The following is a 25,732-nucleotide window of genomic DNA, read 5'->3' as shown; positions in this document are numbered from 1 at the left end:
AGGTGGGTAGGTTCGAGGAGGAACGGAGGCTTTCGGTGAAGGTGAGATTCTACCGGCTGCTCTCCGGCGGTTGCCTGGAGTGCGATTCGCTGCCTCATCGTCGTTGGGGTGCCCGGTCTGGTGTCATGTCCGTGTCCAGACGCACGAGGAAGCGCATGGGCTGGTCTGCTACGGATTTGACCCGAAAATTGTTGGCTGAGAGGCGTCATGTCTACTTCGTCGCATCGATGAATCTTGTCAAGGAGACTGCTCAGCGGATTATTGAGTGTGCCGCTGGATCTACCGTGATGGTTCCTGGCTGATGCTTGTCTAAGCGTCCATGTTGCGGAGACAAGCGGATATGAGCGATATGGAATGTAGGACGGGTGCATGCATTCGTCCTATTTGGCATGCTCCGAGACGGAGTAGGGGTGTATTCGTCTTTTCCGGACATGAGTTGAGTGTTTTGTGTATGTGTGCACCGGAAGACCGACGGCTTTGCTGGCGGTCCAGGAGGTGCAGGTCGGGCGCAAAGCGCCCGACCCTTGATCTAGTAAAGAAAAATTCAAACGATTGCTTGTGGCAGGCATGTTTTTGTTGAATATTGCATGAGTGCCGGAATGGGTTTTAGAAGCGCGTAGGATATAGGCTGTAGTGCAGTGAGCAAGGAGTGGAGAGTGGCGGAAAGGCAGCAGATCAAATCCAAAAAGCGTGTGGAGGAGCGCGGTGAGGTGTTCACCAATGAGCGTGAGGTTAACGCCATGTTGGATATGGTTAAACAGGAGACCGAGCGTATTGACAGCCGTTTTCTCGAGCCCGCGTGCGGTGACGGTAATTTCCTTGCAGAGGTACTGCGTCGCAAACTTGATGTGGTTGGCAAACGATACGGCAAAAGCCAGCTGGAGTACGAACGTTATGCTTTCGTGGCGGTGTCATCTGTCTATGGCGTGGACATCATGCAGGATAACGTAGAGGAATGCCGTGAACGCTTATTCCGCGAGATTGATAGGACTTATACCAGTCGTTTCAAGAATGACGCGAAGGAAGAGTTCCGTGCTGTTATTCGCTATGTGCTCTCCGTGAATATCCTTTGTGGCGACGCTCTCACCTTGACTGACACGGTTGGAGATCCCATCGTGTTTCCGGAATGGTCACTTGTATCAGGCAACAAGGTCAAGCGCCGCGATTACACGTTTGCGTCCCTTCTGGACAAGGTCGAGGCCCAGCCAACGTTCGATATGGTGGAAGACTTTGACGTGGACAAGGATGACCCGGACAAGATCGTCCCTACGCCGATATGCGAATATCCGTTGATGAACTATCTGGAGGTGGTCAAGGATGAGTAATGAGCTGCAATTGGGCAACAAGTTGTACAACCCCGACGTGCTCTCTTGTCTGGCGAACCTTTCTAATGACGAGGTGTTTACGCCGCCTCAGCTCGCCAACAAGGTGCTCGACTTATTGCCTGAGGAAATCTGGCATGACAGTTCCATCACATTCCTCGATCCATTCACCAAGACTGGCGTATTCTTGCGCGAGATTACTAAACGACTGCTCAAGGGGCTTGAGGAAGAGATTCCTGACTTGCAGCAACGTATCGACCACATCCTGAACCATCAGGTATGGGGTATTGCCATCACTGAGTTAACGGCTCTGTTGTCGCGCCGAACCCTATACTGCTCGAAGAAGGCGAACGGCAAATACTCCATTGATGACACGTTCGATACGCCAGATGGATACATTCATTATGAGGCCATTGAACACATGTGGGCAGGCGACAAATGCGTGTACTGCGGTGCTAAACGAGACCAGTATGACCGTAGTAGCGGGCTGGAAAGTTACACTTACGAATTCATTCATACCTATCATCCCGAGAGGATCTTTAACATGCAGTTCGACGTTATTGTCGGTAACCCTCCGTATCAGCTCAGCGACGGTGGGTTCGGCAAGAGTGCGGCTCCAATTTATCAGAAGTTCGTCGAACAAGCGCAGAAGATGAATCCGCGGTATATTTCAATGATTATCCCTTCCCGTTGGTTCGGTGGAGGCAAAGGTCTTAATGATTTTCGAGCATCGATGCTTACGGACAAGCGTATTCGTCAGCTTGTTGATTTTGAGAACGCTAACGACTGCTTCCCTGGGGTGGATCTTGCTGGTGGCGTCTGCTATTTTCTCTGGGATCGAGACCATCCAGGACAGTGCGAAGTAAAGAGCGTGGTCAACGGTGATGAATGTACGTCTGTCAGAGATCTTGACGAGTTCAAGATTTTTGTGAGAAACAGTCGTGCGGTTCCCATCGTCAGAAAGGTGCTTGCATTCAAGGAACCGACCATGGACAAGCAAGTTTCAAGCCGTAAGCCCTTTGGATTGGCGACCAACGTTCGACCGCGCCAGAAAGGGGATCTGATCCTTCATTGGCAGAAAGGGGAAGGTAAATTCCCAAGCACTGAGGTCACCAACGGTAGGCAATGGATTAATAAGTACAAGGTGATAGCTGCATATTCAGCTTATGACCATGCTGGCAATCCTGACAAGAATGGCATGCGAAAGGTGTTTACGAAGATACATGTTCTTCTTCCTAAAACCATTTGCACAGAAACTTACTTGGTAATTGGCGCATTCGATTCTGAAGAAGAAGCGTTGAACTTAAAAGCATATATGGAAACGCGTTTTTTTAGATTCTTGGTTTCCCAGTTCATGTTTTCGCAGCACATTACCCGTGAAGCGTATGCTTTTGTCCCCGTTCAGGACTTTACAAAGGAATGGACGGATGCGAAGCTATACAAGAAGTATGGGATTGACGCCGATGAACAAGCGTTCATCGAGAGTGTCATCCGTCCCATGGATGGGGATAAGTGACCATGGTAGATTCATTCTTTCCGCAGCGTCCGACAATATCTCCAAAAATTTATGCCTACACGATTGATGCTCCCACCCATAAGGGACTTCTAAAAATTGGATACACAGGGCGTGATGTACCTACTCGTGTCAAGGAACAGCTCGGCACGTCTCACGTCAATTACAAAATCGTGTTTGAGAAAAGCTCAATGCGCGAAGACGGATCGGCCTTCGATGATCATGCGGTGCATAAGGTATTAGACCGGCGATTCTCTTGTGAGTTTGGCGAATGGTATCGTTGCACTGTCAAGGATGTGGAGAACGCTGTCGAAGCGGTTAGGGATCGACGTGGATCTGTTACCCAGCGTACGCAAAGTTTCGCTATGAGGCCTGAACAGCGGTGTGCAGTGGAAAAAACTCAGGAGTATTTCGCACAGTTCAGAAAAGACAATCCAGGCAAGCCTCCGCGGTTCCTATGGAATGCGAAGATGCGTTTTGGCAAGACATTCACGAGTTACGAGTTGGCCAAGGCCGAAGGATATAAGCGCGTGCTTATCCTTACCTTCAAACCGGCTGTGGCTGATTCATGGCGGGATGATCTCGAAACGCATAAGGATTTCGAGGGCTGGCAGTTCATTTCCCGTGATACCGAGCTTACCTATGAGACGGCCGACAAGAACCGTCCCATAGTATGCTTCGGCTCATTCCAGGATTTTTTGGGCAAGAACGACATAGGCGGCATCAAAGCCAAGAACGAATGGGTACATGAGATCAATTGGGATCTCGTCATCTTCGATGAATACCACTTCGGTGCATGGCGTGATACTGCGCGAGAACTGTTCGAGGCCGAGGACATCAAGGAACGCAACGACAACCTCAGCAGCGTGGCGGAAATCGTCGGTGACAGCTTCGCCCAAGGTGACGATGATTTTCTTCCCATCACCACCAACGGATACCTGTTTTTATCGGGAACTCCGTTCCGAGCGATAGCCAACGGCGAATTCATTGAGGAACAGATCTTCAATTGGACCTATGCCGACGAGCAGCGAGCCAAAGAAAACTGGCAAGGCCCCGGCGAAAACCCATATGCCGCGCTGCCCCGCGTGGTGCTAATGACCTACCAGATGCCCGATCAGATTCGAGAAATTGCCTCGGGCGGCGAGTTCGATGAATTCGACCTGAATGAGTTCTTTGCAGCCGAAGGTACCGGTGATGATGCGAAATTCAAGCATGAGAGTGATGTACAGAAATGGCTTGATCTGATTCGCGGTAATCTGGCAGAGACTTCCATCGATGAGTTGAGAATGGGTGCCCGTAAACCCCCTATGCCTTATTCGGACTCAAGACTGAAGAATATCCTCACCCACACATTCTGGTTTCTTCCATCGGTCGCATCATGCTACGCGATGGCGAACTTACTGGGCAATCGACAGAACGTCTTTTTCCACGAATACCACGTTAATGTGGCTGCCGGCGCAAACGCTGGCATCGGTCTAGACGCGTTGAAACCCGTTCGCCGTTCGATGTCAGATCCCCTAGAATCCAAATCCATCACATTGTCCTGCGGCAAGCTCACCACCGGCGTGACTGTCAAGCCATGGACCGGCATCTTCATGCTACGTAACTTGAAGAGCCCTGAAACCTATTTCCAAGCGGCATTCCGCGTCCAATCACCATGGACTATGACAAACCCTGACGGACAGCACCCGAATCAAGTCGAAATTCTGAAAAAGGAATGCTATATCTTCGACTTCGCCCCGAATCGTGCATTGCGACAGATTGCCGACTACAGCTGCTCGCTCAACCCGGAGGAAGGAAAGTCGCCTGAAGCCAGCGTCGGTGAATTCATTCATTTCCTACCTGTACTTGCCTATGACGGCAGCAGCATGAAACAGGTCAACGCCACTGACGTGCTGGACATCGCCTCCGCAGGTACGTCCGCTACGCTGCTTGCCAAGCGGTGGGAAAGCGCCCTGTTGGTGAACGTGGACAATCTCACCTTAAAGAAGCTGATGAACAACCAGCAGGCCATGGACGCGTTGATGAGTATCGAAGGATTCCGCAGCCTCAACAACGACCTTGAGACCATCATCAACAAGTCCGAGCATGTCAAAGAACTGAAAAAAGATACCAAGGGCAAGCCCACCCGTGCGGAGAAGAAAGAAATCAGAGATGAAGAGAAGGAATACAAAAACCTACGCAAGCAGGTGCAGGAAAAGCTGATCAAGTTCGCCACCCGTATTCCGATCTTCATGTATCTAACCGACTATCGCGAGCAGACGCTTAAGGATGTCATTACCAAGCTTGAGCCGGAACTGTTTAAGAAGGTCACTGGTTTAACGAAGGACGACTTCGAGCTGCTGCTCAGCCTCAACGTGTTTAACGGCGCCCGTATGAACGACGCCGTGTACAAGTTCAAGCGGTACGAGGATGACAGCCTTTCCTATGCAGGAATAGATAAGCATGAAGGCGAAAAGATTGGTGGGTTCGATACGGTTCTCAACCGTCAAGAGTTCGAGGAGATATAAGACATGGCGCCGAATGGTTTAACTTTTATGGAAAAAGAACCTTTTCTGAGGTTATTCAATCGTGGTGGCTATGTCCTAGATTTCAGCACAGAACGTTTCGATGATTTCACCCAGGAAAGCGTGGATATAAGACTCTGTGAAAAATATGGGTCTTCAAAGGGCCGTTCCCTTGAGATTTTTGCGTCTGATGCCTCTGCTGATCAAGTATGGAAACTGTTTGCCGATTTATTAAAGTATTATGAAAACTTTTTCATTGAAGAGTCGGATGGAACTGAATATGAAATCCTGCATCAAAAATGCAGGCAAATTCTGTCATCACGCATTGCTGAAACAAAGAAAAACAAGGATGATGATGACTCTATGTTCTTCAATGTGATTATTCGGGCCAGCGAATTTTTCCCTGTGGAAAGCGATCGAATATTCGAAGAGACAGACTTAGCTATAGCAGCAAGATTCAAGAACCCAGATGGGACACCTAATTTTGAAATGCTGCAAAAGCTTCCTACTATTACATCGCCTGAGTATACTGACAACAGTTCAACGATTGCTCAAATTGGATATCTCGGAGCTGATTTGTCTCAGCGTCTTAGCTCAGTGGTTGCATCTTTCCCCTCAGTAATGCTAAACCGCATACTTGCGCCAACAGGATGGCGTGGTTCGAGAACTCGTTGGATGGTCTTCAAAGGAGACCCCTATAGGATGCTCGGTGATTTGAGAAGTAACTATAATCCTGTGCAAAGTGAAGCAGTACTTAAATTTCCGTCTGTTCCTATTAAGGATAATCGAATTGCAGTAATGATGCCTTTTAATCCTGCATATCTAAATCCCTTGGAAGATCCTGTTTATAGGGCGATATGGAATGCGGCAGATCAACTCGGATATGAATGTAGACGTGTGGATGAGATTAAAACTCCTACAGATATCACTCAGGATATTCTTAGACTCATAGAAAGTTCCAGGGTTGTTATCGCTGATTTGAGTGGAGCTAATCCCAATGTATATTATGAAATGGGACTGGCTCACGCTAGAGGTAGAATTGTGATTCCGATTTCGAACAGCAAGGAAAGACTTCCGTTCGACAACAGGCAAATTCGCACTATTTTCTTCCACGATGACGATGAATATAGTTTACAGGGACTTACGAAGAGCATAATAGCCACTTTAGAAAAACTATAAAAACACCGGTGACTATAGGTATTTTTTGAAGCTGATTGGAGAATTGTCAGATATTCAGTCTTTGAAAACTTCATCAGTTTCTTGCTAATCTGCTCACTGATTAACTCTACTCAAGAAAGCAGGTAGTGCCCGAAAGGTTGAGCATGGCCTTCCATGGCCTATGTCGGGCACTACCAAAGTTGATCAAAATGGTCCGCAGGGCGATTCGGCGGCGGTCCCTTTCGGGTTATTTTCCTATTTAATAAAAACGGATACAGGTAAGAGAATCTGCGAAGACTAAGCCTTTCTCCGTATAGCTCTTCCCAAAGGTCACCCTCCCAGACCGTGACCGTGCCTGTATCGAGCGGTGCGTCCTTCCCGATAATTCCTGACATTTTGATTTCAGTCGGTTTGATACATGTAAACCATTTTCCATAATTGAATGGGATGGTGACCGAATCGATGACATGATCAGCGTTTCTTTCCCTAGCTATCAATGTGATTTGACTAGGAATGGAATCCATCGTGCTGATGGAAGTGTCGATTCGCATAGTGATGTCGAGATTCGAGTGACCTACGTAGTTCACTAACTGGAAAAGCGTTTCTGAATCGTCATGGGTCCAATGGTTGTATGCTCTTGAAAATGATTGATCGTAATAGCAGCGGGAGAAGAGTGAATCTTGGGTGTTCTTTTCGAGCTGTGAGTAAAAACTAAGCGTTGCTTCTTTCCTCATGTATTCGAGCAACGTATGGCTCAGGCATTCAAGGAATTGCGAAACATTGTCAAGTGTAAGGGAGTCATCTGTGTTTGCCTGATAGTGGCTGTACAAGGTTTTGAAAGCTTCTTCGTATTGTTCGGTTGGAAAGATGGATTCGGTATATTCTCGATGCAACCTAAGTATCCGAAATCCGGCAAGGCGCGTCACGTTCCGGTTGCGGATAAGGCCAAGCCGATAGTTCTGGAACATCTGGAAGGCAAGGATCCTGATGACCTGGTGTTCACCACGCGAAGCGGTGCAAAGCTGAACAAGGGAAACGTAAAGCGGATACGCATTGGAAGGAACTGTCCCAAGGGCGTAGGCTGCACGACTTGCGACACACTGCGGCAACGGAATGGCTCAGACATGGCATTGACGTGCTGACGGTGAAGGAGTGGCTTGGTCATTCGAGTTTGGCCGTGACGCAAAGATATGTCCATTATCTCGGCACGGATGCCGATATTGCCGCCATCAAAAAGCTGAATTGGTGAAAGATAACCGTTGTTGCCATGACAAAAGCCATGACAATTCTCGAATAACAAGAGTTAAGAAAGGAGCCTGAAAGTAGTACAGAGCTCCAAAAACGGCATGACTGGAACGAAAGCATACACTGTGGGCGATGAGGGACTCGAACCCCCGACATTCACCGTGTAAAGGTGGCGCTCTAACCAACTGAGCTAATCGCCCGCAACGCTCTACTGTACCGTATGGTGCGTCGTGCATCGCGTGTCGGGCGAGTCGCGCGAGCCCCGCAGGTATGTTCCGACGTGTTTCGCGTGTTGTTTCCGCGACATTTTGCATGAAATCGCATGGGCGTCGAATCAATCACGTAAAGTGATGACGTTGAATACTGTCTGTAGGAGGTCGATAGCCAATGGCGCAGGAACCTGAAGCCGGTAGGAACGCATCTGGAGTCGCTCGCACCGGAAAGCGCAAGTGGGGGTATGACCCTGCGCAGGTGGACGCTTTTTTGGAGCGTGCGCACATGCTGTATGAGAGCGAAGGCGTTCAGCTGACCCAGCATGACATTCAGAATGTCTCGTTCGATCTGGTGAAGGGCGGCTATGTGATTGCCCAGGTCGACGCGGCTCTGGCCCGTCTGGAACGTGCCGTAGTCGACAAGCAGACCACGTGGGAGATCTCTCAGCATGGCCGGGTGGCCTGGAAGGCCCAGACCGAGGCGCTGTACCGTCAGCTCGACGAACATGCCAAGCGTGCGGCCGGCGAACGTTTCAAATCGGGGGAGCCGAAGACGCCGTCCTACGACCGCAAGCAGGTCGACCGCATCATCGACCAGAGCATGGCGAAAGCCGCTTCCGAACTTGACATCGAAAAGATCTCCCGTGAGGATGCCAAGCATCTCGTCGATCTGAATTCGACGTCCGTCGCCAACGTGATCTTCACGCAACGCAAGGGCAAGCGGGGTTATGACGAACGTCAGGTGGACTATTACCTGAGTTCATGCGTGCAGCTGCTGACCCGTCTGGAGTCATACGCCCGCGTGGCCGATTTCGTGGGCGAGCCCACTGAGACCTTGCAGCAGACGTCGGCCTCCTCCGATGCCAAAGAGACCCAGTTGATCGCTCCGCTGTTCGCCAAGCCTGCGATGACGACGGAACATGACGACGAAACGGCTTCGAAGCCGGGCGAGTCGTTCGATGCGCTTAACAAGGCCGAACGTGAGATTTTCGCGGCCCCGGCCGTCTCTCCCGTCAGCACGCCGGAGGCGGAGACATCGGCGACGCTCCCGCCATCCGTGCCTCCGGTATTCCAACCGTCCGTCACTCGCGCCTCCGTGGAAAACAAGGCCGAGGAAGACGCGAACGCTGAAGCTCCCGTTTCTGATATGCCGCCGAGCTTCGCTCCTGCGGCCCCGGCCTACAAACCGGCTGAGCCCGCTGCCGATTCCTCGCTGGCCGCTTTGGCCCATATGGCTGAATCGACCGACGAGCCGTCCCCGGCCGAAACCTCGTCTGCGCCGTATGTTCCGGATCTGTCCGTCCCAAGCGTGCCACAGGTCAATACCGACGCTCTCGACCTGAGCTCCATGACCTCGTTGTTGGCCGCCCAGCATACGCCGGTTCCTCCGTCCATTGACATTTCGAGCGCTTCCGCACCTTCGGCGGCACCGGCTGAACCCGCCGGAACCGCCACGAAGCCTGAGGCCCCTACTGTGGAGGATGCGGGCAAGACCGAGGAGAAGAAGGACGAATCGAAGGTTTCGCCGCTGTTCCCCGGTGATTCGCATGGCCTGAACGTCGACATTCCCGATCTGTCCTTCCCGACATTCGATGACTGATCGGCAACTGTCGTCGGTCGATCATCGGATTGTCGCATCTATCAACACTGGAGAAAACGCATAGCTTATGCAGACTTCAACAGTCGTAATTCTTGGATCCACCGGTTCCATCGGCACGCAGGGCCTCGACGTCATCTCACGCCATCCCGATCGCTTCGACGTGGTCGGTTTGGCGGCCGGCGGTGCGCATGTGGACCTGCTTGCCCGGCAGGCCGCGCAATTTCACGTTTCAAGCGTGGCCGTGTTCGACGAGCATGCCGTGCAACCGTTGCGTGATGCTCTGGCACAGGCGGGAGCTGCACATGTCGAAGTGACCGCCGGCCCCGAAGCCGTGGTGAATATGGCCGGTTCCGGTGCCGATGTGGTACTCAACGGCATTACCGGTTCGATTGGTCTTGAGCCGTCCATTGCGGCGCTGCGGTCCGGCTCCCAGCTTGCATTGGCGAACAAGGAATCCGTGGTGGCCGGCGGTCACCTGCTGTTCGACGCGCAGGTTCGTGCGCAGCAGATCAACCCGGTCGATTCCGAACATTCCGCCATCTGGCAGTCGCTGCGTTCCGGCACGCATGGCGAGGTGTCCAAACTGGTCGTAACCGCATCCGGCGGTCCGTTCCGCGGTTGGACGCGCAATCAAATGATCGACATCACGCCCGAGCAGGCATTGAACCATCCGACTTGGCATATGGGGCCGGTCGTAACCATCAACTCGTCCACGTTGATGAACAAGGGCTTGGAAGTGATTGAGGCGAGCCGATTGTTCGACGTGCCGCCAAGCCGCATCGAGGTGACCGTGCACCCGCAGTCCATCGTGCATTCGATGGTCGAGTTCCGTGATGGCGCCACCATTGCGCAGGCTTCGCCACCAGACATGAGGCTGCCGATCGCGTTGGGACTCTCCGCTCCGGAACGACTTGGCGATGTCGCTGCGGCCTGTGATTGGACGAAGGCTGCCACATGGACCTTCGAACCGCTTGATGATGAGGCGTTCCCGGCCGTAAACCTTGCACGCCACTGCCTTGAGGCGTCCGAAAAGCATACCGCGGTACTGAACGCGGCCAACGAACAGGCTGTGCATGCCTTCCTGGAGCATCGTCTACCGTACCTTGGCATCGTCGATACCGTCAAAGAGGTGCTTGACGACATGGACCGTGAAATGCGAGGCAATCCGCTGTTCGCATCCGTGGAGGAAATGAGCCAACTCGAACATGAAGCTCGCCGTCGTGCCGACGAACTGATAAATAAGTAGTGGTTTGCTCAGTAGTGGTTTCGTTGGCTCCGCCGACGATGCTTTGACTTACAAGGATTATTGACGATGCCAGAAATCGAAAAGCCGTTCCGCAAGACCGGTGAAGCCGCCATCAGCGAAAGTCCGCTGCACCCGCGCCGCGAATCCCGCCGTATCATGGTGGGGCCGGTGCCTGTCGGCGGTGGAGCGCCGATCTCCGTGCAGTCCATGACCAATACGCTCACAGCCGATGTTCCCGCGACCCTGCAGCAGATCGCTGAACTGACCGCAGCCGGTTGCGACATCGTGCGTGTGGCCGTGCCCAGCCAGGATGATGCCGACGCTTTGCCGGAAATCGTAAGGAAATCGCCGATTCCGATCATCGCCGACATTCACTTTCAAAGCAAATACGTGTTTCAGGCCATCGATGCCGGCTGTGCCGCGGTACGTGTGAATCCGGGCAATATCCGCAAATTCGACGAAGTCGGTCCCTCCATCTGCAAGGCGGCCACCGATGCGGGCATCTCCTTGCGCATCGGCGTGAACGCAGGATCGCTAGACAAGGAACTGTACGCCAAATACGGCGGTCCGACCCCGGAAGCGCTCGTCGCCTCCGCCATGAAAGAAGCCCACATGTTCGAGGACGTCGGCTTCCATGACTTCAAGATCTCCGTAAAACACCATGATGTGATTACCATGGTCGAAACCTACCGTCTGCTTGCCTCCAAAGGCGACTGGCCGTTGCACCTCGGCGTCACCGAGGCAGGTCCGGCATGGCAGGGCACCATCAAGTCGTGTCTCGCGTTCGGCGCGTTGCTGGCGGAGGGTATCGGCGACACGATTCGTGTGTCATTGTCCGCTCCGCCGGTCGAGGAAGTGAAGGTCGGCTGCAAGCTGCTCGAATACATGGGACTGCGGCAACGCAAATTCGACATCATTTCCTGCCCGAGTTGCGGCCGTTCGCAGGTCGATGTGATACAGCTCGCCAATGCCGTGACCGAGGGGCTGAAGGATATCACCGCGCCGATTCGCGTGGCCGTAATGGGCTGCATCGTCAACGGCCCCGGCGAAGCTCGCGAAGCCGATCTGGGCGTGGCGTCAGGCAATGGCAAGGGACAGATTTTCATCAAAGGCAAAGTCATCCAGACCGTGCCGGAAGACCAGATCGTCGAAACCCTGCTCACCAAGGCGCAGGATATCGCCGCACAGATGGAAAGCGACGGTCAGGTGCCGGTCAACGCCACCGGACCGGTGGTCGTACCCATTACGCACTGAAGGTCATCTCAGCCGGAGTCGGTAGAATGAACGGCGTGTCACATCAGGAACGTCAGCTTCAAACCGCTCGCCCGGCGCGGGCATGGTCGCGCGGCAGACGGTTGATGGTAAGCCTGCCCATCTTCATTATTCTGCTGGGTGTTCTGGTTTCCATCTCGAATCTGACCGCGACCACGTGGAATTACGAACCGACCGGACAGACCATCGAAACACTGGCGTCCGATACTGCGATCACCTTCGACGACACGACCGGCAAGGCCGTCGCCCAACAGGGCGACTATGAGGTGAGTCAACGCTACATCACCATCGACGCGAAACAGCCATCCACTGGGGAAATCCAAAAAATCAAAGTGCTCATCCGTGAACCGAAAGGCGCCGGCGGCAATCGGCCCGGCGTAGTTTTCATGCACGGAGCCGGGTACGGAACCTGCGACAATTCCTTCGGCGACATCGCCTACGATCTGTCCTCCGCTGGCTTCGTCACAGCCGTGCTCGACAAGCCGGTGTGGTCCACCAATGATGCGACTCGTGATTATCCGGGATCGGCCGCCATCTACGATCAGGTCATCACATATCTGCGCTCCCTCGACAATGTGAGCGAGACGAAGGTCGGCATTTATGCGACTTCCGAAAGCACATGGATCTCCTCATATCTGCTGCAGCAGGATCATGACGTGGCGTTTCAGGTGCTCCTCAGCCCCATGGTCTACTCGCCACGACATTCGTTGGGATTTCTTGCCGCGCAGGATTTCGCGCTGGTTGGCGCGCATGACGGCTACCAGTCGATCGTGCGTCGCGTCTTCAACATCGATCCGGAACTGTTCGGACTGACCAATTTCGATATCGAGACGCTGGTGCCGCAGGCCTATTCGATACCGACGCTGGTGGCCTACGGTACCAAGGATGTGATGACCGCACAGGTCGAAGGCACCGAAAAAATCGTGGATATGGCGCACAAGGCCGGCAACTGGGACGTGACCGTACGCAGCTACCCGATCGCCAATCATGTGTTGCGCCTGGGGGACGAGGCGAACACCGGCACGCCGTTCGCCGACGACTATGTCAATGATGTGATCAGTTGGGCCGTCGGCACGACGGAAGGTCTGACACAGACCAGTGAACGCGTTGCCGGAACCGAACTGTACCAGTCGATTGCGGTACCGCTCGAGTTGAAGGCGAATCGAGGCCTGACCATCTATCTGGTCGTATTGCATGTCAGCATGCTGTTGTTGCTGCTGGCGATTGCAGTGGTATGGCTGGCGGTGTTGATCCGTAAGATTTGGGCTCGCGCACATCGGCGTCGTTACCGCCTAGGGTTCGCTCATGGTTTCGGCAATGCGCTGGTCACGCTGACCATCGCCACCATGGCCACATTGGTATTGTTCTTCGCGGGCCTGGGCGAAGTGATCATGGGCGTGGTCAAATTGGCATGGGGCAGTGCGCCAGCCGAGAATCCGGGCATGATGTATTGGAGTTGGCCCGTCATCCAGATTGTCTGCGTGGCCGTGGTCTGGGCGTGGTCGCGTGTGTTCATGAGACTGATCGAAGTGGCGGGCAGTCGAGGTCTTGCGCAATGGCCTCCACGTCAAGGCGCCATCAGGGAAATAGTCTCCGGCCGGCAGCCGGTGCTTGCCTCCACACGATTCGGTCGCATATTGTTCTGGCTGACAGCTATCGCCATGCTGGACGTGCTGCTGGTCTTCGCCTTCTGGGGACTGTTCATCTACTGAAGTATCCGCTGGGGCCGGAAGAGACAACGCAGGGCGATTATCCGGAAAGGAGGTGCACATCATGCCGTTGTATCAGGACGAAGGAGTCGTGCTGCGCACGGCAAAACTCGGTGAAGCCGATCGCATCATCACCTTGTTGACGCGCGACCACGGCAAGATCCGTGCCGTTGCCAAAGGCGTGCGCCGTACCAAATCACGGTTCGGCGGGCGTCTGGAACCGTTCATGCGTGTGGATGTGCTGGTAGCCGAAGGCCGCTCCCTTGATGTGATCTCACAGGCCGAATCGATTTCCGCCTATGCCGGACCGATCTGCGCCGACTATGGCGCCTATGCCGCAGCCAATGTGATTGCCGAAACCGCCGACAAACTCGTGGCCGGCGAACACGAGCGTATGACGATGCAGTACCGGCTGGTGTTGGGTGCGTTGAATGCGCTTGCCAAACATGCGCATGATTCGAATGCGATCGGAGACTCCTATGTGATGCGGGCATTGGCACTTGCAGGATGGACTCCGCGCTTGCGTGCCTGCGTGGTCTGCGGAGATCCGATCGATGCCGGAAGGACCTGGTATTTTTCGATTCCAGCCGGTGGCGTGATGTGCTCCGCCGACCACACTCCGGAATCCACGCTGATTCCTTGGAACACACTCTGCCAGATGCAGGCGCTGGTCGACGGCGATTGGGGAGAGTTGGATACGGCACCACTGACCGCCGAAACCCGCCAATTGGTGGAAAAATGGGGCGAGTACTATCTGGAGCGGCCGATTCGTTCGCTGCGCTTGCTAGATTAGCGGGTATGGCTTTTGAGAACGTGGACTACAAGTCGCTTGACATTCCGGCGGCTCCTTTTTCCGATCCGTCGATTATTCCCGATTTCCCGAAGAACAAGGTACCGCGCCATGTGGGCGTAATCATGGACGGCAACGGTCGTTGGGCGCAGCAGCGCGGATTGATCCGCACCGACGGCCATCAGGCCGCCGAACCGGTGGTGTTCGACACCATTGCCGGTGCCATCGAGGCGGGCGTACGCTACTTGTCGCTGTACACGTTCTCCACTGAGAACTGGAAGCGCTCGCCTCAGGAGGTGCGCTTCCTCATGGGCTTCTCGCGCGACATCATCCACCGTCGTGTGGCGCAGATGGACGAGTGGGGCGTACGCGTGCGCTGGTCCGGTCGCCGCCCGAAACTGTGGAAGTCCGTCATCGACGAACTTGAGGTGGCGCAGGAGCGCACCAAGAACAACAAGACCATCGATGTGGTGTTCTGCCTGAATTATGGAGGCCGTGCCGAAATCGCCGACGCCTGTGCAGCCATCGCGCGCGAGGTGCGTGACGGCAGGATTTCCGGCGACCGTGTGACCGAAAAGATGATCGCCGATCACCTGTACAATCCGGACATTCCGGATTGCGATCTGGTGATTCGTACTTCCGGCGAACAGCGCACCTCCAACTTCCTGCCGTGGGAGGCCGCCTACGCCGAACTCGACTTCGTGCCGGAGCTCTTCCCCGACTGCGGCCGTGAGGTGTTGTGGCGTTCCATCAGCCACTATGTTGACCGTGACCGCCGGTTCGGTGGGGTTAAGAAGTAGGATTTCACCAGGCATTTTGGAATCTGCCAGGCATTCTTGGCGGTTCAATCGGACGTTTCCGTGAAATTGGTGGTTCGTTTGGACGAAATTAGGGCCGATTTCGTCCAAACGAGCCACCAATTCCCTGATTTCGTCCGAATGAGTCGCACACGTGTGCCTTAGCCCGGCCCTTCCGACCGCACCGTCAACTTGTCTTGACATGGTCAGGTCGTTTAGACTGCGCAAATGGGTGAAAAAGAAGCGCACTGTTCTTTGAATCTCCTGATTGCGAAGGCGCAGCAGGAGCGACGTTGCATGCGTCCGTTCTGGGATACGGATGTCAAGGTGGTTTCGCGACGTGTCAAGCAAGGCAGTATTGTGCGGGTATATCGCGGTCTATATGCGGTCAAGGAGTATTGGGAGCGTCTTGACCAGCATGAACGGTTGCGACATGTCATCCGTTCGCTGGGGCAATGGCATGAACAATGGTTGTTCTGCGGGGCAAGCGCGGCGGTCATGCACGGTTTGGAATGCTCATACCGGCAGCTGTATCCAATTCATGTCGCAGTGGATCGGTGCCGTCGTTCTAAAAGCCAGGCGAACGTACGGTATCACGTTCTCAATGATCCCGATGCCGTAGTCATTGACGGCGTGCATGTGACGTCAATCCAGCGCACGCTTGTCGATTGCGCCGCGATGATGCCGTTTCGCTACGCGTTGGCACCGATTGATTCCGCGTTGCGTCAGGGAAGAATCACGATCGAGTCGTTGCTGGCGTATGCGGATGCTCTTCCGATGCTGCGCGGCAGGGAACGCATTCGCTCCGTAATCGCCAAGGGCAATGGTGGCAGCGAGAACGGCGGAGAATCGGAATGCCGTGCGGTATTGGATGAGTTGGGATTTCCTGTGCATTGGATTCAGGCTGAGTTTCCCTGCTCGAATCGTCACGGTCATATGCATAGGGTGGATTTCCTGTGGAAACGCGAGGACGGCACGTTGATCGCCGGGGAATTTGATGGGGTACGAAAATATGTGGATCCGTCGATGACCTCGGGACGCACGATTAGGCAGGTTGTCGATGAGGAGCGCGATCGGCAGCGGTGTTTGGGCAAGCAAGGCGTGGACATGATTCGTATGTATTACACGGATTTGGACGATGCTCGAACCCTGACGCGGCGATTGGAGAGTGCGCGTGTGCCAAGGCGGGAATCGTGCGGCTAATTATGGCTGATGGTGGTGTGTTCAGACGTTTCTACGGAATTGGTGGTTTGTTCGGACGAAATCCGGGCTGATTTCGTCCGAACAAACCACCATCTTCCAAATTTCGTCCGAACGAACCACCAAGTGCCGTGCCGGTACAGCCCGACTAAGGCCGGATGCCGTCGATACGGTTCGCGAATTCATCTACGAAGCGTTCGGCATCGACATGCAATGCGACATGGATGCGGGGCGCCTGCGGATTGATCAGGCCCTCCGGATCGCCGACGGTACGGCCGCGCGTACCGTGGAAGTCACCCGTTTTCGTCTCGACCTTCATCGGCAGGTCAAGGCAGCGGACCAACGTCGAATCGACGGCGACGGCTGCGGCGAGCGGATCATGCAGTGGCATGCCTGCGGAAAAGAGGCGTGCGTCGGCCCTGAGATTGGCGGCGATGGAAAAGTCAGCGATATCGGCAAGGAATCGCAGCGTGCCTGGGTCGGATAAGCGATGTGAGCATGCAGCGCCTTCCAAGGATGCCGATGGATCCAGCCTGGCGTGCGCCCGCAGGTCGGCAGTTTTCCTCCAACGTCGAGTGGCCATGCCGCCCAGCAGACACTGGTGCGTTACATCCAAACCGATCATGGTGATATCCGCGCCGGAATGGAACACACGGTCCGCTGCTTCGGGATCTTGGATGATGTTCGTTTCGGCGGTCAGATCCCAACAGTTGCCTTCCTGGGTGAGTGTGCCGCCCATCATCACCAGTCGCAGTCTGCCGGCGATGTCCGGTGCTGCGGTAAGAGCCATATCGACATCGGTTAGTGGGCCGGTGGCCACCACCGTGACGTTACGGCCATATCGGCGGACCGTGTCAATGATGAAGCGCACGCCTTCCGACAGGACAGGGGAGCAAGGGACGTTTGCGGCATCGGGGGAGGAGAAGGTAAGTGAAAACGAGTCAGCGGCAGGATTCGCGTGCGGGTCATGCACGTCATAGCCGCCGACGGAAATCAGCCTGCACATGTCCGATTCGGCCGAATCGGACATGCAAGTGGGTGCGGAAGTGGCCGGAATGTCCGTTTCGCCAGAATCGGACATTCCGGCAAGTGCGGAAGCGTCTGGCCCGAATCCTCCCAATCCGTCCGTGCCGTGGAACTGCGCACAGCCGGCGTCAGGAATGAATGATGCAGCCCAAGATGGATGCGACGATCCGCGCATCACTGGAATGTGCCGGAGCCCCAACCGCTCCAGCACATACTGCGTATTGCGAACGGCCTTTCCCATCGCGACATTGCCGTATGTGCCGACTACGCCGAGCAGGTTGACATCATCGAAAGTCGCAAGATACGCCAAAGCCAAGGCATCGTCGATGCCGGTGTCCACGTCGAGAATCAGTTTGCGGTCGTTCATGGGTTCTTCAGACTGTATGGTCATGCATTCACTGTACCGAATCGATGCCGTAGAAGACGTGCCGAACATGCAGTGTTATCACGCGTGTTCCAAGCGTGTTCCGCATATTCGGCACGAAGGCGCATGTCGTTACCTACTTCAGGAATTCGTCGGTGGCGAGATCATCGGCCTGCGGAGCCTCGTGAATCACCTTGTCGTGCGAATCGGTGTAGGCGTCCTCCTGCGCGAGGAAGTCGAAATACTCCTGCGCACCTTCGGTGTCGTTCGTGCCGAACACGAACGAACCGTCCTTGATTTTGGACGGATCTCCCCAATACTGGCCGTCCACGATCGTCTTCATGCTCTTCTTGACGAATGCGGGCTTGAGATTCGCATCAGGAGCCTCCTTCACAAGGATTTCCGCTGCATCGTCCGGATTGGAATACGCGTATTCGTAGCCCTTCTTGGTGGCCTCGACGAACTTCTTCACCAGATCGGGATTGGAGGATATGGTCTTGTCGCTGGTGATCACACCGATGGTGTCGGCATTGCCGGGCACGCCGTAATCGGGTTCGGTGAAGCAGTTGAGTTTCGGGCCGTACATGTCGGCCTGCACGCCCTCCCAAGTGGCGTAGAAGCCGCCGAAGTCCGCCTTCTTGCTGGACAGGGTCTGGAAGGTGGAGGTGCCGACGGTCACCTTGTCGAAGGTGCCCTTGCCGCCGTCGGTCTGGATCATGCGGCGGATCACCGCGTCGGATTCGTTCGAGCCGAAGGTGGCGAAGGTCTTGCCGTCGAAGTCCTTCGGGGACGTGATCTCAGTGTTGGACGCCAGCGAGCACCAGATGGCGCTCGGCTTCTGCTGCACCTGCATGACCTGCTTGATCTTCGCGCCCTTGACGGCATACATGCTCACATTGGTGAGATTCGACAGCGCGAAGTCGGCCACGCCGTTGTTGACGGCCTGCTCGGCGCCGGCCTGCGCTACGGCTACGATATCCACGTCAAGGCCGACGCTCTTGAAATAGCCCTTGTTCTTAGCCACGTACATGCCGATATGGTTGGTATCCGGAGCCCAGGAAAGCATGAACGTCACCTTGGTCAGGCCATCCGAATCGGTTTGGGCGGAGGTGTCGTTGCTCTGGCCGCATGCGGAGACGCTGAAAACCATGGCCGCAGAGCCCAGTAGTGCGATTGCCTTGCCGGCGAATTTGCTGAAGATGCTGTTCTTCATACGATGTGATTTCCCTTGAATCTTGCTTCTCTACCGTTTTCTAGGGATGTGCTGCGGGCGGAGTTCGGGCAGAAAACGGTACGAAGGGCCCACGCCCTCCGCTCGTCCAATGCCCCCGACGACTCCTTATGTGCCCTATGGATGTACCCAGCGGGCGGCGGAATATGGCCGGTTTGCCACACATTGGCTTAACAGCGTCACCCATTATACGGGTTGGTGTGACGTGTGATGGAACTGAGGGTTTCACTGCTCCGCATCCGGATCCTCGTCGGCGTCGGCGGGGCCGAGGATGATACGTTCGCTCAGGTTCACCAGGCACATGAGCATGCCGGTGATCACGATGATGACCAGTGTGGCCGAGAAGATCAGCGGTGTGCGGAACGAGTTGTATGCCGCCTGCAGCCAGATGCCGAGGCCTTTGCGTGCGCCCAGATATTCCGCGGTCGCGGCGGTGGCGAAAATGTAGGCTGCGGAGACGCGGATGCCGCCATAGATCTGCCGTGCGGCGACGCGCAGCTTCACGTGCCACAGGGTCCACGTCTTCGTCGCACCGCAGGTTAACGCGACATCGGAATAAAATTGCGGCACTGCCTCGAGCCCGCGAATCGTCTGCACCGCGATCGGGAACAGGCCGAAAACCGTCACGATCACGATTTTGCCGGAAATCTCAAAACCGAACCAGATCAGAAACAACGGGGCGATCGAGATCAGCGGCATGGTCTGCGCGGCCGACAGCAGCGGAAACAATGCGGCGTTCGCCGTGCGCGAACAGTACAGGAGAATGCCAATCAGAATGCCGCATGCTACGGCGAACAGGAATCCGACGGTGCCTTCCAATAACGTGACCTGCGTTGCGGGCCAAAGCGTCGGCCAGGTTTCGACGGTGGCCTGTGCGATTTCGCTCGGAGCGGCGATCATCGTGCTCGGCACATGGCCGAGCCGTACCCAAGTCTCCCAGATCACCAGTAGCAACACGATTGCGGCAATTGTGGGAACGCGTCTTGTGCAGATTGTCATGAAGCGATGCAGTGCCGTAATGATGACGGAATCCGAAGTCGCAGGCGCCGTCGCGGAGGCCTTGTTCCCAGCCGAAGGGATGTGTTGAACGCGCGTTTGAGCCATCGTTCACCTTGCTTTCTGCGCCAAAGTGGGCGCCCACGCGACCGGCGGAGGGGAATCAGTAAGGTGAGGAGCCTGCCCGCCCTCCGGTCAGAAAAGTTCATTACCGGCAGACCAGTATAAGTCATGGTGCGGAGTGCATTATCGTGTTTTCGGATGGATTGTGACTTATCTCCAACAGTAAATGGCGGATTTCCACGGAAAGCGGCTTATTCATGATACGTGGGTGTCATGAATAAGCCGCTTTCCGTGGAAATCAGACTGTTTTACAGTTCGGTCACGGCGCCGATGAACAACGGCAGACCGTCAGGGGAGTCGAATTCGTAGAGGAATGGGCGGTCTACATTGAAATCGACGATTTCGACGGGCATCATCGCCAATTCCATATCGATTTGCGTATAAGCCGCGGCCTTGGCCCCAGCCTCCGTCACTTCGATGCGCGTGCCCTGAACGATCGCTCCGATGAACATCTGCGCATCCGACATTCCAGAAAAATCAGCCTTATCCACGTTGAAGGCGTCGGTGACGCCCATCTCTTGCATCGCCTTGATCATTGAATCACTGTCGAACGTACTGTCGATGCTGAACTTCGGCAGGCTTACATTGACTTCGGTATCGCTCTGCGCATTCGATTTGGCGGAGAACGCCTTACGTAATGCGGCGGCGTCACCTCGCAACGCCTTGAACCGTGTGTTGTTGTCCGGTAGCAGAATCTTCATGCGTCCGCCATTGTCAAACGTAAGATCCACGCGTTGCCAGCCGTCGCCTTTCGTGTACGCGTCGACATCATCCGCATGCTGCTCGGTCTCGAAGGTCTTATGCATGAAATCAATGGTGCTCGTCGAACCCTGCAGCGTGTGGAAAGTGGACTTCTTGGTGGATGCCTTGTCGAACGGGTCGCTCCAACGGCCGTCGGCGTAGAGCGTATTGAGAATCGACATGCCGTTATTCTTGGGAGTGTCGATTTCGGGTTTCAACATGCCGCGAGTCTGGTCGCTGATCCATGTGCTCATCGCCTTGTTGGTGTCGTTGTCGAATGCCTTGACGCGCTTGACTTGCGTCCCGAAGATACGTCGTACGGCATCGGTGTAGTCCTTGTTCAGCGTAAGACCGCGACGGGCCCATATCGAGTTCGCCGCATCCAAACGTGACTTGCCGCTGCGTTTGCCGATAATCGACCGGTAGATCGACGTAAGATCGCTGTCACTCAGCTTCTCACTGGCCAGCGCCTGTTGCAGTTGCGACAGCGTATCGCCTTTCGCTCCCTGCGCGGCGACCAGCAACGCCATCTGCAACGAAGCGGGGGAGTAGTTGACGTTCTTCTGCTTGGCAAGGAACTTCACCGCGCTTTCGTAGGCGAACGACCGTGATGACTCCACCGCGGCATCGCTCGCCGCAACTGCCTTTGGCCTGAACAGGTCGGCCACCGTGTAACGTCCGCCCCAAGCGAAATACCAGAATCCCCCCGTCACTACGATTGCGATGGCAAGTACCGCCGCGATGATCGCGATGATGACACGTCTGCCGGCCTTGTTTCGTTGCGCCGACTTCGGTGTGACTATGGTCGTGCCCTTCAGATCGATGCGCTTCATGGCCTGTCCTTTCCTTTACAATATGCCGATATGTCTGGTGTTCGTACCTGGTATGAGACCCGCCTGTCATCTTCGAAATGGCGGATTGCCGTCTGTTGGCTTTCAGCATATCGAACCGTGCGTGGAAGGTCATCTTTTGTCAGAGCCTCAATGACAACTTGCCCGGCATCGTGCATTTCGGATAATGATAGAAACGTAGGAAAGGGCCTGCCGTGACCATTCGAATCGGAATCGTAGACAACGACCCATATGCGCTTACGGTAATGAAAACGTTGATAGAACGGCTTGATGCCGGCTTCGAAGTGATTTGGACCACCGACATAGGTGCGGTGGCGATCAGTCGTTGCGTCAGCACGGCCAAACGTCCGGATGTGCTCGTCACCGATATGGCCATGGCGGGTGCGGACGGTCCGGAAATCAGCCGCGCGATTCGGGCCCGCACCTCACAGGTCGGCATCGTGGGCGTCACCTCCTACACCGTATCGAGCTTCCGGGAGGCGGCGGCCTTCAGCGGCATGCAGGCGCTGGTCGCGAAAACGGATATAGCGAATCTCAGGAACGCCATTTGCGATGCGGCGCAAGGCAAGGCGTATCGAATGCCGATCAAAGCATGTGATGGAGTCGAAGGCGGGCGGACTTCCGAAGCGACGCAGGCGACCAATGGCGAAGCAGTACGGTTCATGGATTTGCAGGATGCCAGCAACTACATAGAGGATCAGCAGTATGCCAGGCAGGGCAAACTGTCGAACAAGGAACGCGAAACGCTTCGACTCTATGCGGATGGGCTGAATACCAAGGAAATCGCGGGGCGAATGGGTGTAAGCGTGGCGACGGTCGCCACCTTCGAACGACGGGCGACCATGAAACTGAACGCACGCTCGAGGGCGCATGCCATCGCGATCTGCATACGGAGGCATGAGTTCTGATGAAGTGGAGGACGGTCGCTCTGATATCACTTGGCGTGGGCTCGGCCGCGGAAGCCATCTGGCATATGCTGATCGGGGAGATCGGGATTCCGCTGGGCTGCTGTGTGCTTCTCGCCACATGCGTAGCGATGCTGATGCTTCGCTTTCCCCTAAGGGCCGCAATGGCGACCGTTGCGATGTGGATCGTCCTATGCCTGGTGGCTGGCGTGACGCCGGTCGGCCTGACTGCGTTGATGTTGGTCTCGTTGGCGGTGATGGCATTCCGGCGTGCGGTCGTCGCCGGCATATGTGCGATGCTTGCGATGGTCGCCTGGCTGATGATGTGCGAAGGCATCGCGCCGCTGATACATGATGCGGACATGCCGTTCATGGCAACGTCTGCATCGTCGCCGGAACGGTCCGCAGTACAAGGGTCCGCTGAAACGGATGATGTCTATGGCGATTCCGGAAGCAGCGGTGATGCGAATGTCGAAATCGTAACGCCATCCGGTTTCCCATGGCAGGTGATGATTATGGTGTGCGTGCTGCCGATTGGATTCGTATTCGGCGGCTATTGCATGCGCCGACGATATGACGGGCAATTGGAACGGATGCGTGCGGAACAGCGGCGGCGGCGTGCCCGTGCGGCGAGAAGCATCCACGATCATGTGTCCAATGATCTGGCCTATCTGGTGTTGCGCATCGACGGCGACATCGCCGAAGGGCATGTTCCCGATGATGCCGAGCTGCGTGAATTGCGGTCCGTCGCGGCGAATGCGCTGACCCATACGCATCGGGTCATTGATCTGATCGAACGGGACGAGGGCTCTCAAGATTCCGGCGATGCGCGGTCTCGCGGCTCGGCGAAGGCGCAACCGATGCGGAATGGAGTGACATTGCGGTCGAAACTGCAGGATATTTCCGAGCTCATGGAACGTAGGCTTACCAAACTGGGCTGTTCCGGAAGGACGATCGTCTCCGGCGAAGGCGAAGTCGCCTGCGATGATCTGATTGCCGGATTCGTGGAGGAGCTGTACGGCAACATCATCAAACATGCCGAACTTTCGGAAGGATATGTGCTGACTGTCGGCATCGAAGACGACGCCGTGCACATAGCGCTTATCGATACTCCTGCCAACCGTGATGCTGATTTGGTGCATGGCAGCGGCTTGGCGCGGTATGGGCGTCTGATCGAGGACCGCGGCGGACATATGGAGATTACGAAATCGCCGGAGGAATGGGCGCTTTCCGCTACCATTCCTCCGGCGTAGGTTCTTCGCTGGACTATGATCCGTGTGGATCGGGATTTACTCCAGACCGATGGACTTCATGTGGTGAAGCTTAAGTGACTTGACTTCAAGTGTGCCGGATTCGGCGACAAGCTTGATGGCGCGCGGTCCTTCGGATGCGTAGCTGAAGGAGCTCATGGCCTGGCGTCCGTCATTCACGTACACTTCGACGCAGCCACGGTCCACATACACACGCAGCTTGAGCTCACCGGAGGCCAGCTCCTCATCGGAAAGCGGTGCGGCGCGGTAGCCGCGGTCGCCTTGTGCGGCGGCCTGACGGTCGATCACCACGCGTCCGATCTGAGCGTCGAATGCCACATACGTGTAGGCGCCGTCCTCGGTGGCATGAATCTTCAGTCCGGCACGTTCGGCGGTGGAGGCGTTGAGATCGATGGTCATTTCGATTTCGACGGCCTCGGCGTCATCGGAGATGGTCTTCTCTCCATTGACGCCCAGCGAGATCGCGCCATGGTCGAACGTGTCCTCGCGCAGACCTTCCATCTCGGCGACCGGAGCGGTGTGCAGATCGCCATCGGCACCCAGCGTGATCTCACGAGGCAGGGTCAGGTTGCCGCACCAGCCGTCGTCCTGCATCGGAATTGGCTCGACGAACGGGCTCATCCAGCCGTAGACGATCTGGCGCTTGCCGTCATTGAACGACTGCGGGGCATAGTAGTTGTGACCCCAGTCCCACAGGCGGAACTCGGTTTCCGGCTGGAAAGCCTCACCCGGGGTCCACGTGCCGATCATGTATCCGGCATTGTTCACGTTCCGGTTCATGAAACCGCTCGGCTTCGCACCCATGGCGGAGAAGCCGATGACCCACTTCTCGTTGCCTTCCGCGTCTCGAATCGGGAAGAAGTCCGGGCATTCAAGCATGAACACGTTCGGATCCGGATGCTCGAACAGCACGCGCTCATAGGTCCAGCGCACCATGTCGTCGGAGGAGAACAGCCACATCTGGCCACGCTTCTCAGCGGAGGAGACGCCAAAGGTCATGTACCATTTGTCGCCGGTCTTCCACACCTTCGGATCACGATAGTGGTGATCCACCTGATCGGTCGGGCAATCGATGATCATGCCGCGCTTGGTAGCGCTGGTCAACTCGTCGTTATCCGGTTCGGCGAGCATCTGCACCTGCCAGTCGCCGCCGGTGTTGTCCACGCCGTTGGCCCAACGATGGCCGGTGTAGTAGAACTTGAGCTCGCCGTCGTCGCCGATCACCGCGGAACCGGAGAACACGCCGTTCTTCTCTTGCTCAAGAGACGGGGCGAACATGACCGGCTCGCGCTTCCAGTTGACCATGTCGGTGGAGGAGACGTGACCCCAGTGCATGGGGCCCCACTGGGTGCCATATGGGTGCAGCTGGTAGAACACGTGCCAGCGACCCTTGTAGTAGCACAGGCCGTTCGGATCGTTGATCCATCCGCCGTTGGAGGCGATGTGGAACTTCGGATACCAGCGGTTGTTGCGCTTGGCGAACATTGCGGCCACGCCCGCTTCGGCTTTGGCCAGCTCTTCGCCATGGTTCGTAAATTCGTTGAGCACCGGTGCGTCCGGGGTGAAGCCAGTCATCGTTGATTGCCTTTCATGAGGGAATGTGATTGATGTGTTTGGTTATGGTGATGATGCCCGAAGCGGCAAAAGGGGAAA

General features: G+C 55.6%; 20 protein-coding genes and 1 tRNA gene. 14 read left to right on the top strand and 7 right to left on the bottom strand.

Annotated elements, in window-relative coordinates:
• The first annotated feature begins 656 nt into the window (after window positions 1-656).
• The 4 genes from HMPREF1494_RS09255 to HMPREF1494_RS09240 are packed head-to-tail and all read left to right on the top strand — an operon-like array spanning window position 657 to window position 6,521.
• Window positions 657-1,325, top strand: a complete 669-nt coding sequence (locus HMPREF1494_RS09255) for a hypothetical protein (RefSeq protein ID WP_034522322.1) — start codon at window positions 657-659, stop codon at window positions 1,323-1,325.
• Window positions 1,318-2,838, top strand: a complete 1,521-nt coding sequence (locus HMPREF1494_RS09250; protein ID WP_034522320.1) for an Eco57I restriction-modification methylase domain-containing protein — start codon at window positions 1,318-1,320, stop codon at window positions 2,836-2,838. Before HMPREF1494_RS09255 ends, HMPREF1494_RS09250 begins: the two co-directional genes overlap by 8 nt.
• Before the next feature lie 2 nt (window positions 2,839-2,840).
• Window positions 2,841-5,345 carry a DEAD/DEAH box helicase gene (locus HMPREF1494_RS09245; protein ID WP_034522318.1) on the top strand — a complete coding sequence of 835 codons (2,505 nt, stop codon included), beginning with the start codon at window positions 2,841-2,843 and terminating at the stop codon, window positions 5,343-5,345.
• A gap of 3 nt (window positions 5,346-5,348) precedes the next feature.
• A complete protein-coding gene (locus HMPREF1494_RS09240) occupies window positions 5,349-6,521 on the top strand; it encodes a hypothetical protein (RefSeq protein WP_231495395.1) in 1,173 nt (390 codons plus the stop codon).
• Between the two features lie 170 nt (window positions 6,522-6,691).
• Here the strand turns inward: HMPREF1494_RS09240 and HMPREF1494_RS09235 are convergent, their stop codons facing one another.
• A complete protein-coding gene (locus HMPREF1494_RS09235) occupies window positions 6,692-7,468 on the bottom strand; it encodes a hypothetical protein (protein WP_034522315.1) in 777 nt (258 codons plus the stop codon).
• A gap of 95 nt (window positions 7,469-7,563) precedes the next feature.
• Here HMPREF1494_RS09235 and HMPREF1494_RS11340 point away from each other — a divergent pair, with 95 nt between their 5' ends.
• Window positions 7,564-7,749 carry a tyrosine-type recombinase/integrase gene (locus HMPREF1494_RS11340; RefSeq protein WP_081724140.1) on the top strand — a complete coding sequence of 62 codons (186 nt, stop codon included), beginning with the start codon at window positions 7,564-7,566 and terminating at the stop codon, window positions 7,747-7,749.
• A 122-nt stretch (window positions 7,750-7,871) separates the two neighbouring features.
• Here HMPREF1494_RS11340 and HMPREF1494_RS09230 read toward each other — a convergent pair.
• Window positions 7,872-7,945, bottom strand: a tRNA-Val gene (locus HMPREF1494_RS09230).
• Window positions 7,946-8,132: 187 nt separating this feature from the next.
• Between HMPREF1494_RS09230 and HMPREF1494_RS09225 the strand changes: the two genes are divergently transcribed.
• The 7 genes from HMPREF1494_RS09225 (at window position 8,133) to HMPREF1494_RS09195 (ending at window position 16,574) form a co-directional block, all read left to right on the top strand.
• The gene (locus HMPREF1494_RS09225) at window positions 8,133-9,557 is read left to right on the top strand and encodes a DivIVA domain-containing protein (protein ID WP_034522313.1); all 1,425 of its coding nucleotides are present in this window, start codon (window positions 8,133-8,135) and stop codon (window positions 9,555-9,557) included.
• A gap of 67 nt (window positions 9,558-9,624) precedes the next feature.
• Window positions 9,625-10,803, top strand: a complete 1,179-nt coding sequence (gene dxr / locus HMPREF1494_RS09220) for a 1-deoxy-D-xylulose-5-phosphate reductoisomerase (protein ID WP_034522311.1) — start codon at window positions 9,625-9,627, stop codon at window positions 10,801-10,803.
• Between the two features lie 66 nt (window positions 10,804-10,869).
• The gene (gene ispG, locus HMPREF1494_RS09215; RefSeq protein ID WP_034522302.1) at window positions 10,870-12,057 is read left to right on the top strand and encodes a flavodoxin-dependent (E)-4-hydroxy-3-methylbut-2-enyl-diphosphate synthase; all 1,188 of its coding nucleotides are present in this window, start codon (window positions 10,870-10,872) and stop codon (window positions 12,055-12,057) included.
• A 26-nt stretch (window positions 12,058-12,083) separates the two neighbouring features.
• The gene (locus HMPREF1494_RS09210) at window positions 12,084-13,787 is read left to right on the top strand and encodes an alpha/beta hydrolase family protein (RefSeq protein WP_034522301.1); all 1,704 of its coding nucleotides are present in this window, start codon (window positions 12,084-12,086) and stop codon (window positions 13,785-13,787) included.
• Window positions 13,788-13,848: 61 nt separating this feature from the next.
• Window positions 13,849-14,577: a DNA repair protein RecO gene (gene recO / locus HMPREF1494_RS09205; RefSeq protein WP_003839314.1), complete on the top strand. Its 729-nt coding sequence runs from the start codon at window positions 13,849-13,851 to the stop codon at window positions 14,575-14,577.
• Between the two features lie 5 nt (window positions 14,578-14,582).
• A complete protein-coding gene (locus HMPREF1494_RS09200; RefSeq protein ID WP_003839315.1) occupies window positions 14,583-15,374 on the top strand; it encodes an isoprenyl transferase in 792 nt (263 codons plus the stop codon).
• A gap of 252 nt (window positions 15,375-15,626) precedes the next feature.
• Entirely contained in the window at window positions 15,627-16,574 is a 948-nt protein-coding gene (locus HMPREF1494_RS09195) for a type IV toxin-antitoxin system AbiEi family antitoxin domain-containing protein (RefSeq protein ID WP_230454348.1), read from the top strand.
• Window positions 16,575-16,719: 145 nt separating this feature from the next.
• Here the strand turns inward: HMPREF1494_RS09195 and HMPREF1494_RS09190 are convergent, their stop codons facing one another.
• From HMPREF1494_RS09190 to HMPREF1494_RS09175, 4 genes are all read right to left on the bottom strand, one after another.
• Window positions 16,720-17,988, bottom strand: coding sequence for a nucleoside hydrolase (locus HMPREF1494_RS09190; protein ID WP_034522472.1), 1,269 nt, complete (start codon window positions 17,986-17,988; stop codon window positions 16,720-16,722).
• A gap of 109 nt (window positions 17,989-18,097) precedes the next feature.
• Window positions 18,098-19,174, bottom strand: coding sequence for an ABC transporter substrate-binding protein (locus HMPREF1494_RS09185; protein WP_034522298.1), 1,077 nt, complete (start codon window positions 19,172-19,174; stop codon window positions 18,098-18,100).
• A 243-nt stretch (window positions 19,175-19,417) separates the two neighbouring features.
• A complete protein-coding gene (locus tag HMPREF1494_RS09180; RefSeq protein ID WP_129879813.1) occupies window positions 19,418-20,191 on the bottom strand; it encodes an ABC transporter permease in 774 nt (257 codons plus the stop codon).
• 368 nt (window positions 20,192-20,559) lie between these two features.
• Window positions 20,560-21,885 (bottom strand): serpin family protein, encoded by a 1,326-nt coding sequence (locus tag HMPREF1494_RS09175; RefSeq protein WP_034522293.1) that lies wholly within the window; start codon window positions 21,883-21,885, stop codon window positions 20,560-20,562.
• A 212-nt stretch (window positions 21,886-22,097) separates the two neighbouring features.
• Here HMPREF1494_RS09175 and HMPREF1494_RS09170 point away from each other — a divergent pair, with 212 nt between their 5' ends.
• Together HMPREF1494_RS09170 and HMPREF1494_RS09165 are read left to right on the top strand one after the other, a co-directional pair.
• A complete protein-coding gene (locus HMPREF1494_RS09170; RefSeq protein ID WP_003841299.1) occupies window positions 22,098-22,811 on the top strand; it encodes a response regulator transcription factor in 714 nt (237 codons plus the stop codon).
• Complete coding sequence (locus HMPREF1494_RS09165; protein WP_231495394.1) at window positions 22,811-24,061, top strand: histidine kinase; 1,251 nt, start codon at window positions 22,811-22,813, stop codon at window positions 24,059-24,061. Before HMPREF1494_RS09170 ends, HMPREF1494_RS09165 begins: the two co-directional genes overlap by 1 nt.
• A 36-nt stretch (window positions 24,062-24,097) precedes the next feature.
• Here the strand turns inward: HMPREF1494_RS09165 and HMPREF1494_RS09160 are convergent, their stop codons facing one another.
• Window positions 24,098-25,654 (bottom strand): glycoside hydrolase family 32 protein, encoded by a 1,557-nt coding sequence (locus HMPREF1494_RS09160; protein WP_003841301.1) that lies wholly within the window; start codon window positions 25,652-25,654, stop codon window positions 24,098-24,100.
• Between the last annotated feature and the right edge of the window lie 78 nt (window positions 25,655-25,732).

Origin of the sequence: Bifidobacterium sp. MSTE12 (assembly GCF_000513015.1) — a bacterium.
In the GTDB taxonomy this organism is placed as follows: Bacteria; Actinomycetota; Actinomycetes; order Actinomycetales; family Bifidobacteriaceae; genus Bifidobacterium; species Bifidobacterium dentium.
The sequence above is the reverse complement of the archived record's forward strand: the minus strand, read 5'-3'. Positions and strand labels throughout refer to the sequence as shown.

Coding starts and splice junctions, on each gene's coding strand:
- HMPREF1494_RS09250 (WP_034522320.1), top strand. CDS start 1,318: ATGAGTAATGAGCTGCAATTGGGCAACAAGTTGTACAACCCCGACGTG.
- HMPREF1494_RS09245 (WP_034522318.1), top strand. CDS start 2,841: ATGGTAGATTCATTCTTTCCGCAGCGTCCGACAATATCTCCAAAAATT.
- HMPREF1494_RS09240 (WP_231495395.1), top strand. CDS start 5,349: ATGGCGCCGAATGGTTTAACTTTTATGGAAAAAGAACCTTTTCTGAGG.
- HMPREF1494_RS09235 (WP_034522315.1), bottom strand. CDS start 7,468: ATGTTCCAGAACTATCGGCTTGGCCTTATCCGCAACCGGAACGTGACG.
- HMPREF1494_RS09225 (WP_034522313.1), top strand. CDS start 8,133: ATGGCGCAGGAACCTGAAGCCGGTAGGAACGCATCTGGAGTCGCTCGC.
- dxr (WP_034522311.1), top strand. CDS start 9,625: ATGCAGACTTCAACAGTCGTAATTCTTGGATCCACCGGTTCCATCGGC.
- ispG (WP_034522302.1), top strand. CDS start 10,870: ATGCCAGAAATCGAAAAGCCGTTCCGCAAGACCGGTGAAGCCGCCATC.
- HMPREF1494_RS09210 (WP_034522301.1), top strand. CDS start 12,084: ATGAACGGCGTGTCACATCAGGAACGTCAGCTTCAAACCGCTCGCCCG.
- recO (WP_003839314.1), top strand. CDS start 13,849: ATGCCGTTGTATCAGGACGAAGGAGTCGTGCTGCGCACGGCAAAACTC.
- HMPREF1494_RS09200 (WP_003839315.1), top strand. CDS start 14,583: ATGGCTTTTGAGAACGTGGACTACAAGTCGCTTGACATTCCGGCGGCT.
- HMPREF1494_RS09190 (WP_034522472.1), bottom strand. CDS start 17,988: ATGACCATACAGTCTGAAGAACCCATGAACGACCGCAAACTGATTCTC.
- HMPREF1494_RS09185 (WP_034522298.1), bottom strand. CDS start 19,174: ATGAAGAACAGCATCTTCAGCAAATTCGCCGGCAAGGCAATCGCACTA.
- HMPREF1494_RS09180 (WP_129879813.1), bottom strand. CDS start 20,191: ATGACAATCTGCACAAGACGCGTTCCCACAATTGCCGCAATCGTGTTG.
- HMPREF1494_RS09175 (WP_034522293.1), bottom strand. CDS start 21,885: ATGAAGCGCATCGATCTGAAGGGCACGACCATAGTCACACCGAAGTCG.
- HMPREF1494_RS09165 (WP_231495394.1), top strand. CDS start 22,811: ATGAAGTGGAGGACGGTCGCTCTGATATCACTTGGCGTGGGCTCGGCC.
- HMPREF1494_RS09160 (WP_003841301.1), bottom strand. CDS start 25,654: ATGACTGGCTTCACCCCGGACGCACCGGTGCTCAACGAATTTACGAAC.